This window comes from Bradyrhizobium sp. (genome assembly GCF_030697065.1).
Lineage (GTDB): Bacteria > Pseudomonadota > Alphaproteobacteria > Rhizobiales > Xanthobacteraceae > Bradyrhizobium.
In genome coordinates, this window is the sequence record NZ_JAUYQU010000287.1 from 1 (window position 1) to 11913 (window position 11913).

Sequence of the window (11913 nt, forward strand, 5' to 3'; positions counted from 1 at the left end):
GGACCAGCGATGCGTTGGAACTGGTCACGGTGATCGGCTTGCCGGCCTTCACGACCTGAGCGGTCTGGCTCAAATCCGTAGTGGTCCGCGCGGAGATCCCCAAAGCCGTTACCATGATGCCGGCCACGAGGGCGACAACCACGATCTTGAGATGGGTGGAACGGTCCGCCGAGTGAATTGAGTGGTTCATCTGAGCCTCCAGGGCGACTTTGCCGCCGCGTCGTTGGGCAGATGAGTACGCCCGGACTGTTTCCGGATCGTTTCGTGGGTTCCCCAAAATGGTTTCGTCGACATTTCCGGGTATTTCAGGGTAACCGCTGGCGGGGAAGGTGGGCTGACGGTACCTCACGGAGCAGCGCGCCGTCCGCTCATGGACATTTTGCCCAACGAGACCCGGCAACCGGAATCGCGGCGGAAAAGTCGCCACCCGTCGTCATTCCCGAGTTATCCCGCTGCATCGGGCGGCGGGCGGAGGCGTGGAATGAGCTTGTCTTGCGCGCCTTGTTGCGCTGCGCTAAGCCTCAGAACAATTCCAATTAACGAATCTGCGGCTCCAGAAACCGTGGAAAAGGGCTCCGCCGATGTCCGGCATCTTGCAGCATTACCTTCCTCTCGTGGTGTTTATCGGGGTCGCGGGCCTGATCGGTTTGGCGCTGCTGATCGCTCCCTTCCTCCTCGCCTTCCAGCAGCCCGATCCGGAAAAGCTGTCCGCCTATGAATGCGGATTCAACGCATTTGACGACGCCCGCATGAAGTTCGATGTCCGGTTCTATCTGGTGGCCATCCTCTTCATCATCTTCGATCTCGAAGTGGCGTTCCTGTTCCCGTGGGCGGTGGCGTTCGGCAAGCTGGGGGCGACCGGGTTCTGGTCGATGCTGGTTTTCCTCGCCGTCCTGACCGTCGGCTTTGCCTATGAATGGAAGAAAGGCGCGCTCGAATGGGATTGAGCCCCACCGCCGCAGGACCAGGATTTGCACCGGTCGTCGCGCCGGCTGCTACCGGCATTCTCGATCCCTCGACCGGCCGGCCGGTCGGCGCCACCGACCCGTATTTCCTCGAGGTCAATCACGAACTGTCGGACAAGGGCTTCTTCGTCACCGCCACCGATGACTTGATCACCTGGGCGCGCACCGGCTCGCTGATGTGGATGACCTTCGGTCTGGCCTGCTGTGCGGTCGAGATGATGCAGATGTCGATGCCGCGCTACGACGCCGAGCGGTTTGGCTTTGCGCCGCGCGCCTCGCCGCGGCAGTCCGACGTGATGATCGTCGCGGGCACCCTCACCAACAAGATGGCGCCGGCGCTGCGCAAGGTCTACGACCAGATGCCGGAGCCGCGCTACGTCATCTCGATGGGATCCTGCGCCAATGGCGGCGGCTACTATCATTACTCCTATTCGGTAGTGCGCGGCTGCGACCGTATCGTGCCGGTCGACATCTACGTGCCCGGTTGCCCGCCGACGGCGGAAGCGCTGCTTTACGGCGTGATGCTGCTGCAGAAGAAGATCCGGCGCACCGGAACTATCGAACGCTGAGGGTTTGGGTATGGATGATGGCACGCTCGACGCCCTGGGGCAGACGATTGTCGGCGCGCTGGCGGGTGCTGCGACCGGTCATTCGGTAGCGTTCAATCAGCTGACGGTCACGATTGACGCGGGCAAGATCGTCGATGTCGTGAAATTCCTGCGCGACGATCCCGGCTGCCGTTTCGTCAGTTTCATCGACGTCACTGCCGTGGACTATCCCGGCCGCGAAAAGCGCTTCGACGTGGTCTATCACCTGCTGTCGCCAACGCTGAACGAACGCATCCGTCTGCGCGCGCAGGCCGACGAGAGCACCCAGGTGCCCTCGATCATCGACGTCTTTCCCGGCGCCGACTGGTTCGAGCGCGAGTGCTATGACCTCTATGGTGTCATCTTCACCGGCCATCCCGACATGCGGCGGCTGTTGACCGATTACGGCTTCGACGGCCACCCCTTGCGCAAGGATTTCCCGCTCACCGGCTTCGTCGAGGTGCGCTACGACGACCAGGAGAAGCGGGTGGTCTACGAACCCGTCCGCCTCAACCAGGAATTCCGCAAATTCGATTTCCTCTCGCCGTGGGAAGGCGCCGACTATCCGGTGCTGCCGGGCGATGAGAAGGCGGGGCCGAAAGTCTGATCATGACCGAAGCAGCAGCATTGCGTAACTTCACAATCAACTTCGGGCCGCAGCATCCGGCCGCGCACGGCGTCTTGCGTCTGGTGCTGGAACTCGACGGCGAAGTGGTCGCCCGCGTCGACCCGCATATCGGCCTGTTGCATCGCGGCACCGAGAAACTGATCGAGCAGAAGACCTATCTGCAGGCGATCCCGTATTTCGACCGGCTCGATTACGTCGCCCCGATGAATCAGGAACACGCGTTCTGCCTCGCCGCGGAAAAGTTGCTCGGCATTGCGGTGCCGCGCCGCGGGCAACTGATCCGGGTGCTGTACTGCGAGATCGGCCGCATCCTGTCGCACCTGCTCAACGTCACCACGCAGGCGATGGATGTCGGCGCGCTGACCCCGCCGCTGTGGGGCTTTGAAGAGCGCGAAAAGCTGATGGTGTTCTACGAGCGCGCCTCCGGCTCGCGAATGCATGCGGCCTATTTCCGGATCGGCGGCGTGCATCAGGACCTGCCGCCGAAGCTGGTCGACGATATCGAGGCCTGGTGTGATCCGTTCCTCCAGGTGGTCGCCGATCTTGAGACGCTGCTGACCGGCAACCGCATCTTCAAGCAGCGCAACGTCGACATTGGCGTCGTGACGCTGGCGCAGGCCTGGGAGTGGGGTTTCTCCGGCGTCATGGTGCGCGGCTCCGGCGCGGCCTGGGATCTGCGCAAGGCGCAGCCCTACGAGTGCTACGCCGAGATGGATTTTGACATTCCGATCGGCAAGAACGGCGATTGCTACGACCGCTACTGCATCCGGATGGAAGAGATGCGCCAGTCCGTGCGCATCATGAAGCAGTGCATCGCGAAGCTGCGCGAGCCGGAAGGCCAGGGACCGGTCGTCGTCGCAGACAACAAGATCTCGCCGCCCCGGCGCGGCGAGATGAAGCGTTCGATGGAAGCGCTGATCCATCACTTCAAGCTCTACACCGAGGGTTTCCACGTGCCGGCCGGCGAAGTCTACGCCGCGGTGGAAGCCCCGAAGGGCGAGTTCGGCGTCTATCTGGTCGCCGACGGCACCAACAAGCCCTACAAGTGCAAAATTCGCGCGCCGGGCTTCGCGCATCTGCAGGCGATGGATTTCATCTGCAGGGGCCACCTGCTGGCTGACGTCTCCGCCATTCTCGGGTCGCTCGATATCGTGTTCGGAGAGGTCGACCGGTGATGGCGATGCCGCCCATCCAGTTTGACCGCGCTTCCGGGGCCCTCGAGGGCGCCAACCTGTGGGAGCGAACGGCCGCGCTGGCATTGGCGACCGGATCCAAGATTTCGTCGCACTTCTCGCATCGCGGCTACAACATGTGCGCCAATCTGCTGCGCAAGACGCTGGCCGAGCGCGACATCGACATCAAGCTGAATGCGGACGCGACCTTCGCGTTTCCCTATGGCGATGGCTACTGGAGCAAGCTGCTCAATCGTTCGTTCTCTTATGAAAACGAGCTCGAACTGCTGTTCCAGCACTCCGCCGATGTCGACTACACGCTGCTCGATTGCGGCGCCAATTACGGCTACTGGTCGGTGCTGGTCTCCAGCGCGCCCTACGGGTCGCACAAGGCGATCGCGATCGAACCGTCGTCGCAGAATTTCGCCAAGTTGAAGAACAACGCCGACATCAACGGCAACCGCTTCGAAGCGATCAAGTGCGCGATCGGCGCGGCGCGGGGCACGGCGCGGCTGTCCGGCAGCAAGCACGAAGCGTTCAGCATCGCCGGCGACGGCGGCGACGGCGGCGAGGAAGTGCCGGTCCTTGCGCTCGATAACCTCATCGACGACGGCAAGGTTTCCGCCGGCGGCAAGTTCCTGATCAAGCTCGATGTCGAGGGCGTCGAGATCGAGGCGATCAAGGGCGGCACGCGGCTGCTGCGGGGCGACAGCGTGATCCTGTGCGAAGAGCACGGCAACGATCCCCATCACACCGTGTCGCGCTACATCCTCGAACAGACCCCGCTGAAGCTGATTGTGTACGATCCGCGCAGCAATCTGCTGGAAACCGTGACCGAGCTTTCGATCCTCGACCGCATCAAGGTTTCAACCCACGTCGGCTACAACGTGTTCGGCACCGCAAGCGCTTTCTGGCAAGACCGGATCAGCGCCCTGAACGCCGCGCGCCGCGCGCAATGAGAGACTGAGAGACAATGTCCGTCCGCCGCCTCGCACCCAGGGAATTGCAACCCGCGAACTTCACGTTCACGGCGGAAAACCTCGCCTGGGCCAAGCAACAGATTGCCAAGTATCCGGAGGGCCGCCAGGCTTCTGCCGTCATTCCGATCCTGTGGCGGGTCCAGGAACAGCATGAGGGGTGGGTCTCGGAGGCGGCGATCCGCGCGGTCGCGGATTTGCTCGGCATGCCCTACATCCGGGCGCTGGAAATCGCGACCTTCTACACCATGTTCCAGTTGCAGCCGGTCGGCAAGAAGGCCCACGTGCAGGTTTGCGGCACCACACCATGCCGGCTGCGCGGCGCCGCCGACATCATCGAGGTGTGCCAGAGCCGTATCCATCACGATCCCTTCCATCTGTCCAAGGACGGCAATTTCAGCTGGGAAGAGGTCGAGTGCCTGGGCGCCTGCGTGAATGCGCCGATGGTGCTGATCTGGAAGGACACCTACGAGGATCTGACCAAGGAAAGCTTCGGCAAGGTGCTGGACGGCTTTGCTTCCGGCAATCCGCCGAAGCCGGGTCCGCAAATCGACCGTCAGTTCTCGGCCCCGATGGGCGGGCCGACCACGCTGAAGGAAACCACATGAACGCGTCGCTCGATCCAAGCCTGTTCCGGGCGCTGACTTTCGGCGGATGCACCGCGGGTCATGCCTGCATGCAGTCCAAACGCTGACCTCCGAGGAAGTTTCACGTCATGCTCGACGACAAGGACCGCATCTTCAAGAACCTCTACGGCCTTCACGACTGGGGCCTCGAAGGTGCTCGGCGCCGTGGCGCCTGGGACGGCACCAAGGCGATCATCGACAAGGGCCGCGACTGGATCATCAGCGAGATGAAGGCGTCGGGCCTGCGCGGGCGAGGCGGGGCCGGTTTCCCGACCGGGCTGAAATGGTCGTTCATGCCGAAGGAATCGACCGACGGCCGGCCGAGCTATCTCGTGGTCAATGCCGACGAGTCCGAGCCTGGCACCTGCAAGGACCGCGAGATCATGCGGCACGATCCGCATCTTCTGGTCGAGGGCTGCCTGCTCGCGAGTTTCGCGATGAATGCGCATGTCTGCTACATCTACGTTCGCGGCGAGTTCATCCGGGAGCGCGAGCATCTGCAGGCCGCGATCGATCAGGCCTATGAGGCGAAACTGGTCGGCAAGGACAACATCAACGGCTGGCCGTTCGACATCTACGTCGCCCACGGCGCCGGCGCCTATATCTGCGGCGAAGAGACCGCCTTGCTGGAAAGCCTCGAGGGCAAGAAGGGAATGCCGCGGCTGAAGCCACCATTCCCCGCCAATGTCGGTCTCTTCGGCTGTCCGACCACCGTCAACAATGTCGAGTCGATCGCGGTGGCGCCGGATATCCTGCGCCGCGGCGCGGCGTGGTTTGCCGGGATCGGCCGGCCCAACAATGTCGGAACCAAACTGTTCTGCATCTCCGGCCATGTCGAGCGGCCCTGCAACGTCGAGGAGGCCATGGGGATCCCGTTCCGGGAACTGATCGAGCGGCATTGCGGCGGCATTCGCGGCGGCTGGGACAATCTCAAGGCGGTGATTCCCGGCGGCTCGTCGGTGCGCATGGTGCCGGCCGACCAGATCATCGACACCCCGATGGATTTCGACAGCCTCGGCAAGCTGCGCTCCGGCCTCGGCACCGCCGCTGTCATCGTGATGGACAAGTCGACCGACCTGATCCGGGCGATCGCGCGGATTTCCTATTTCTACAAGCACGAGAGCTGCGGCCAGTGCACGCCGTGCCGCGAGGGTACCGGCTGGATGTGGCGGGTGCTGACCCGCATGGCCGAAGGCCGCGCCCACAAACGCGAAATCGACATGCTGCTGGAAGTCACCAAGCAGGTCGAGGGCCACACCATTTGCGCGCTGGGCGACGCCGCGGCGTGGCCGATCCAGGGCCTGATCGCGCATTTCCGTCACGAGATCGAGGAACGCATCGACCAGTATTCGCATAAGGCGGATGCCGACGACGCCGGCATTCGCGATCCCGCCCACATGGTCGCGGCGGAGTAGTTCGATGTCGCAACCGAGCATTCTGTGGTGGCAGAAATACGGGACGGTGGGCCAGATCGCGCAGGCGGTGGTGGCGGCGCTCGGCTTCGTGGCGATCTTGATGCAGATCAACGTGCTCGGCAAGAACGCCCATGAGGCGGGGGCGCGGCAGATCTACCAAGCTTACAACGATCTCGAATTCAGGAATCCGCAATATGCCAAGCCCGATTTCGAGCGCCTCAAGGCGGGACCGGCGAACGATGTAGTCCAGTACGAGTCGTTCGTTTCATATTTCCTGTACGCCTGCGAGGAAGCGGTCGGAGCGTTTCACTCCAGGCGCGAGTGGCAAGCGACCTGTGATTATGACCTGAAAGGCCACCTGCCGTTTCTGTGCGAAAAGGCGGTTGCTGAGCCGGTTTACCTGACGACCTATAGCGGCGCGACCCGGCGATGGATCGATTCGGAAATGCAACGGTTGGGCGTCAGCGCCCCGGACTGCAAGGTGAGAAAGACTTGAGGCAATGACCATACTCATCGTCGATGGCAAAGAGATCGATGTGCCCGCGGATTTCACGCTGCTGCAGGCCTGTGAAATGGCGGGCGCGGAGATTCCGCGCTTTTGCTACCACGAAAGGCTGTCGATCGCCGGCAATTGCCGGATGTGCCTGGTCGAGGTGAAGGGCGGTCCGAAGCCGGTGGCGAGCTGCGCCTGGGCGGTTCGCGATTGCCGTCCCGGTCCCAAGGGCGAGCCGCCGGAAATCTCGACCCGCTCGCCGATGGTGAGGAAAGCGCGCGAAGGCGTAATGGAATTCCTGCTGATCAATCATCCGCTGGATTGCCCGATCTGCGACCAGGGAGGCGAGTGCGACCTGCAGGATCAGGCGATGGGCTACGGCGTCGATACCAGCCGCTTCGCCGAAAACAAGCGCGCGGTCGAGGACAAGTATCTCGGCGCGCTGGTCAAGACCTCGATGAACCGCTGCATCCAGTGCACGCGCTGCGTCCGCTTCGCCGCCGAAATCTGCGGCGTGCCGGAAATGGGCGCGACCGGCCGCGGCGAGGATATGGAGATCACCACCTATCTTGAGTCCGCGCTGACCTCGGAGCTGCAGGGCAATCTGGTCGATATCTGTCCGGTCGGCGCGCTGACCTCCAAACCCTATGCCTTCGCGGCGCGACCCTGGGAGCTCGGCAAGACCCAGTCGGTCGACGTGATGGACGGCGTCGGCTCGGCGATCCGGGTCGATACCCGCGGCCGCGAGGTGATGCGGATCCTGCCGCGCGTCAACGAGGCGGTGAATGAGGAGTGGATTTCCGACAAGACCCGGCACGTCGTCGATGGCCTTCGCACCCAGCGGCTCGACCGTCCCTACATCCGCAAAGGTGGCAAGCTGCGCGCGGCGTCGTGGTCGGAGGCATTCGGCGCCATCGCGGCCAAGGCCGGCCGCATCGATGGTAAGCGGATCGGCGCCATATCAGGCGACCTCGCCGCGGTCGAGGAGATGTTCGCGCTGAAGGAACTGCTGGCCAAATCCGGCTGCGCCAATCTGGCGGTGCAGGGCGGCGACGCCTTCGATCCCGGGGTTGGTCGCGCGTCCTACATTTTCAATCCGACCATCGCCGGCATCGAGCAGGCTGATGCGTTGCTGATCGTGGGTTCGAATCCGCGCAAGGAGGCGGCGGTTCTCAACGCGCGCATCCGCAAGCGCTGGCGGACCGGCCAGCTCAAGGTCGGCGTGATCGGCGTGAGGGCCGATCTGACCTATGATTACGACTATCTCGGCGCCGGCACGGACTCGCTCGGCGAACTCGCTGCCGGCAAGCATGCCTTCGCGAACGTGCTGAAGGGGGCGAAGCATCCGATCGTGCTGGTCGGCGCCGGCGTGGCGGCGCGACATGACGGGACCGCGGTGCTCGCGGCGACCGCGAAACTCGCGCTCGATATCGGCGCGGTCACCGGCGACTGGAACGGGTTTGGCATCCTGCACGACACCGCTTCGCGGGTCGGCGCGCTGGACGTCGGCTTTACGCCGGGCGCAGGCGGCTTGACCGCGGCACAGATGACGACGTTCGGCACGCTCGATGTGCTGTTCCTGCTCGGCGCCGATGACATCAAGGTGCCTGACGGTACCTTCGTGGTCTATATCGGCACCCACGGCGACCGCGGCGCGCATCGCGCCGACGTCATCCTGCCCGGGGCGGCCTATACTGAAAAGTCCGGCATCTACGTCAACACCGAGGGCCGGGTGCAAATGGCCAACCGCGCGTCGTTCCCCCCGGGGGAGGCGCGCGAGGACTGGGCGATCGTCCGCGCGCTGTCGGATGTACTTGGAAAGAAGTTGCCGTATGACTCGCTCGGCGCCCTGCGGCAGGCGATGTTCAAGGCGGTGCCGCATCTGATGCGCATCGATCTGGTCGAGGCCGGCAAGGCCGATGACGTCAAGAGGCTGGCGGGCAAGGGGGGCAGCGTCGAGAAGGCGCCGTTCAAGACCGTCGAGGATTTTTACCTGACCAACCCGATCGCGCGCGCGTCGGCGGTTATGGCGGAATGTTCCCGCCTGGCCTCCGGGCAAATGCTGACGGCGGCGGAGTGAGCTGATGGCCGAATTTTTCGCAAGCGGATTCTGGACCGGCTTCCTGTGGCCGCTGATCGTCATGATCGCGCAGAGCGTCCTGCTGCTCGTCGTTCTGCTGGTCGCGATCGCCTACATCCTGCTGGCCGACCGCAAGATCTGGGCGGCGGTGCAGATCCGGCGCGGTCCCAACGTCGTCGGTCCCTGGGGCCTGTTCCAATCCTTCGCCGATCTGCTGAAGTTCGTGCTGAAGGAGCCGATCATTCCCTCGGGCGCCAACAAGGGCGTGTTCCTACTCGCACCGCTGGTCAGCTGCGTGCTGGCGCTGGCGGCCTGGGCGGTGATCCCGATGGATCTCGGCTGGGTGATCTCCGATATCAACGTCGGAGTGCTCTATATCTTCGCGATCTCGTCGCTGTCGATCTACGGCATCATCATGGCCGGCTGGTCGTCGAACTCGAAATACCCGTTCCTGGCCGCTTTGCGGTCGGCGGCGCAGATGGTCAGCTACGAGGTCTCGATCGGCTTCGTGATCATCACGGTCCTGTTGTGCGTGGGCTCGCTGAACCTCACGGCCGTGGTCGAGGCGCAGCATACCCGTGGCCTGGCGACGCTGATTGGCCTGCCGCAACTGACGTTCCTGAACTGGTACATCTGGCCGCTGTTCCCGATGTTCGTGATTTTCTACGTCTCGGCGCTGGCGGAAACCAACCGTCCGCCATTCGACCTGGTGGAAGCCGAATCCGAGCTGGTTGCGGGCTTCATGGTCGAATACGGCTCGACGCCGTATCTGCTGTTCATGCTGGGGGAATACGTCGCGATCACCACGATGTGCGCGCTGGCAACGATCATGTTCCTCGGCGGCTGGCTGCCGCCGATCGAGGTCGTGCCGTTCACCTGGGTGCCGGGCGTGATCTGGTTCACGCTCAAGGTATTTTTCATGTTCTTCCTGATTGCGATGGCGAAGGCGATCGTGCCGCGCTACCGCTACGATCAATTGATGCGGCTCGGCTGGAAGGTGTTCCTGCCGCTGTCGCTGGCGATGGTGGTGATTGTAGCCAGCGTGCTGCATTTCGCCGGCATCGCGCCGAAATGAGGTCGCCATGAGTGTCAACATCAACGCCACAGCCCGCTCGCTTCTGCTGACGGAATTCGTCTCGGCGTTTTTTCTAGCCATGCGCTATTTCTTCAAGCCGAAGCCGACCTTGAACTACCCGTTCGAGAAGGGGCCGATCTCGCCGCGCTTCCGCGGCGAGCACGCGCTGCGCCGCTATCCCAATGGCGAGGAACGCTGCATCGCCTGCAAGCTGTGCGAGGCGATCTGCCCGGCACAGGCGATCACGATCGAGGCCGGCCCGCGTCGCAATGACGGCACAAGGCGCACGGTGCGCTACGACATCGACATGGTGAAATGCATCTATTGCGGATTGTGCCAGGAGGCCTGTCCGGTCGATGCGATCGTCGAGGGCCCGAATTTCGAATTCGCGACCGAGACCCGCGAGGAACTGTATTATGACAAGGCGAAACTGCTCGCCAATGGCGACCGCTGGGAGCGCGAGATTGCAAAATCCATCGAACTCGATTCGCCGTACCGGTGAGGTGAGGGCATGACCTTACTCAACCTCTCGCCGCCATTCCGGGGCGCGCGAAGCGCGAACCCGAAATCTCGCGCGATTACATCGGGATTCCGGGTTCGCGGACTTCGTCCGCGCCCCGGAATGACGGGGGAAATGCGATGATCCTTCCAGCCCTGTTCTTCTATCTGTTCGCCGGCGTCTGCGTCGCCTCGGCGGTGATGGTGATTGTGTCGCGCAATCCCGTGCACTCCGTGCTGTTCCTGATCCTGGCCTTCGTCAACGCCTCCGGCCTGTTCATCCTGATGGGCGCCGAGTTTCTCGGGATGATCCTGATCGTGGTCTATGTCGGCGCGGTCGCAGTGCTGTTCCTGTTCGTAATCATGATGCTCGACGTCGACTTCGCCCAGCTGCGCGAAGGGTTTCTGGAATACCTGCCGTTCGGTCTCGTGATCGGCGCGATCTTCCTCGCCGAGCTGCTGCTGGTCGCGGGCGGCTGGGTCATCAATCCCGATATCGCCAAATCGGCTATATCCACGATCCCGGCCAATGTCAGCAACACCGAGGCACTCGGGCTCGTGCTCTACACCACCTATATCCATTACTTCCAGATCGCCGGAATGGTGCTGCTGGTGGCGATGATCGGCGCCATCGTGCTGACGCTGCGCCACAAGGTCAGCGTCAAGCGGCAGGACATCAACGTGCAGAACGCGCGAACGCCCGAACTGGCGATGAGCGTGCGCAAGGTGACGTCGGGACAGGGGCTGCAGGATGCGGACGCGCCGGAGTGGGTGAAATGACCATCGGTCTCGGACATTACCTGTCGGTCGGCGCGATCCTGTTCACGCTGGGGATCCTCGGCATCTTTCTCAACCGCAAGAACATCATCGTCATCCTGATGTCGATCGAGCTGATCTTGTTGGCGGTCAATATCAATTTGGTGGCGTTCTCGACCTTCCTCGGCGACATCGTCGGGCAGGTGTTTGCGCTGCTGGTGCTCACGGTGGCCGCGGCGGAAGCGGCGATCGGGCTCGCGGTGCTGGTGGTGTACTTCCGCAATCGCGGCTCGATTGCGGTCGAAGACGTCAATCTGATGAAGGGCTAACGCGTCACATGATCCAGGCAATCGTCTTTCTGCCGCTGATCGGCGCGATTCTCGCGGGCCTGATCGCCATCTTCGGTGCGCATGCGCGCAACCCGAGCGGCGATGCGGTCGAGCATCACCATGACGGTCATGGCGCCCACTCCCATTCCCACGCCTCGGATGCGCAGGGCGATCACGGCCACGATGACCACGCCCATGACGATCATCATGCGGCCGAACCGCCGGCGGCGGGGTCGCGTGCGGCCGAGCTGATCACCACCGGGTTGCTGCTGGTGTCCGCGGCGCTGTCCTGGGTCGCCCTGGTCGACGTCG

Annotated in this window: 14 protein-coding genes and 1 pseudogene; 14 read left to right on the forward strand and 1 reads right to left on the reverse strand. The window is 63.2% G+C overall.

The annotated features are described in order from the left end of the window. Positions 1-190 (reverse strand): hypothetical protein (locus Q8R73_RS22415; RefSeq protein ID WP_305721733.1); only part of this gene is annotated, 190 nt, incomplete at its 3' end. Between the two features lie 391 nt (positions 191-581). Between Q8R73_RS22415 and Q8R73_RS22420 the strand changes: the two genes are divergently transcribed. The 14 genes and pseudogenes from Q8R73_RS22420 to Q8R73_RS22485 all read left to right on the forward strand — a co-directional run. Further along, positions 582-947 carry an NADH-quinone oxidoreductase subunit A gene (locus Q8R73_RS22420; RefSeq protein ID WP_305721734.1) on the forward strand — a complete coding sequence of 122 codons (366 nt, stop codon included), beginning with the start codon at positions 582-584 and terminating at the stop codon, positions 945-947. Next, on the forward strand, positions 938-1534 hold the full coding sequence (locus Q8R73_RS22425) for an NADH-quinone oxidoreductase subunit B family protein (protein WP_305721735.1): 597 nt from the start codon (positions 938-940) through the stop codon (positions 1532-1534). The genes Q8R73_RS22420 and Q8R73_RS22425 overlap by 10 nt, the downstream gene beginning before the upstream one ends. A gap of 10 nt (positions 1535-1544) precedes the next feature. Then, a complete protein-coding gene (locus Q8R73_RS22430) occupies positions 1545-2159 on the forward strand; it encodes an NADH-quinone oxidoreductase subunit C (RefSeq protein WP_305721736.1) in 615 nt (204 codons plus the stop codon). A 2-nt stretch (positions 2160-2161) separates the two neighbouring features. Beyond that, positions 2162-3355: an NADH-quinone oxidoreductase subunit D gene (locus tag Q8R73_RS22435; protein ID WP_305721737.1), complete on the forward strand. Its 1194-nt coding sequence runs from the start codon at positions 2162-2164 to the stop codon at positions 3353-3355. Continuing rightward, positions 3355-4311 carry an FkbM family methyltransferase gene (locus Q8R73_RS22440; RefSeq protein ID WP_305721738.1) on the forward strand — a complete coding sequence of 319 codons (957 nt, stop codon included), beginning with the start codon at positions 3355-3357 and terminating at the stop codon, positions 4309-4311. The genes Q8R73_RS22435 and Q8R73_RS22440 overlap by 1 nt, the downstream gene beginning before the upstream one ends. A 14-nt stretch (positions 4312-4325) precedes the next feature. After that, entirely contained in the window at positions 4326-4937 is a 612-nt protein-coding gene (nuoE, locus tag Q8R73_RS22445) for an NADH-quinone oxidoreductase subunit NuoE (protein WP_305721739.1), read from the forward strand. 107 nt (positions 4938-5044) lie between these two features. After that, positions 5045-6370, forward strand: coding sequence for an NADH-quinone oxidoreductase subunit NuoF (gene nuoF, locus Q8R73_RS22450; protein ID WP_305721740.1), 1326 nt, complete (start codon positions 5045-5047; stop codon positions 6368-6370). Positions 6371-6416: 46 nt separating this feature from the next. Continuing rightward, complete coding sequence (locus tag Q8R73_RS22455) at positions 6417-6866, forward strand: hypothetical protein (RefSeq protein WP_305721741.1); 450 nt, start codon at positions 6417-6419, stop codon at positions 6864-6866. A 4-nt stretch (positions 6867-6870) separates the two neighbouring features. Further along, complete coding sequence (gene nuoG / locus Q8R73_RS22460; protein WP_305721742.1) at positions 6871-8943, forward strand: NADH-quinone oxidoreductase subunit NuoG; 2073 nt, start codon at positions 6871-6873, stop codon at positions 8941-8943. Positions 8944-8947: 4 nt separating this feature from the next. Then, entirely contained in the window at positions 8948-10018 is a 1071-nt protein-coding gene (nuoH, locus tag Q8R73_RS22465; protein WP_305721743.1) for an NADH-quinone oxidoreductase subunit NuoH, read from the forward strand. Positions 10019-10025: 7 nt separating this feature from the next. Beyond that, positions 10026-10520: an NADH-quinone oxidoreductase subunit NuoI gene (gene nuoI, locus Q8R73_RS22470; protein WP_304870707.1), complete on the forward strand. Its 495-nt coding sequence runs from the start codon at positions 10026-10028 to the stop codon at positions 10518-10520. A gap of 137 nt (positions 10521-10657) precedes the next feature. Then, entirely contained in the window at positions 10658-11296 is a 639-nt protein-coding gene (locus Q8R73_RS22475; RefSeq protein ID WP_305721744.1) for an NADH-quinone oxidoreductase subunit J, read from the forward strand. Continuing rightward, the gene (gene nuoK / locus Q8R73_RS22480; RefSeq protein WP_029584477.1) at positions 11293-11601 is read left to right on the forward strand and encodes an NADH-quinone oxidoreductase subunit NuoK; all 309 of its coding nucleotides are present in this window, start codon (positions 11293-11295) and stop codon (positions 11599-11601) included. Before Q8R73_RS22475 ends, nuoK begins: the two co-directional genes overlap by 4 nt. 8 nt (positions 11602-11609) lie before the next feature. Beyond that, positions 11610-11913, forward strand: a pseudogene (locus Q8R73_RS22485) (NADH-quinone oxidoreductase subunit L); the annotation flags it as partial.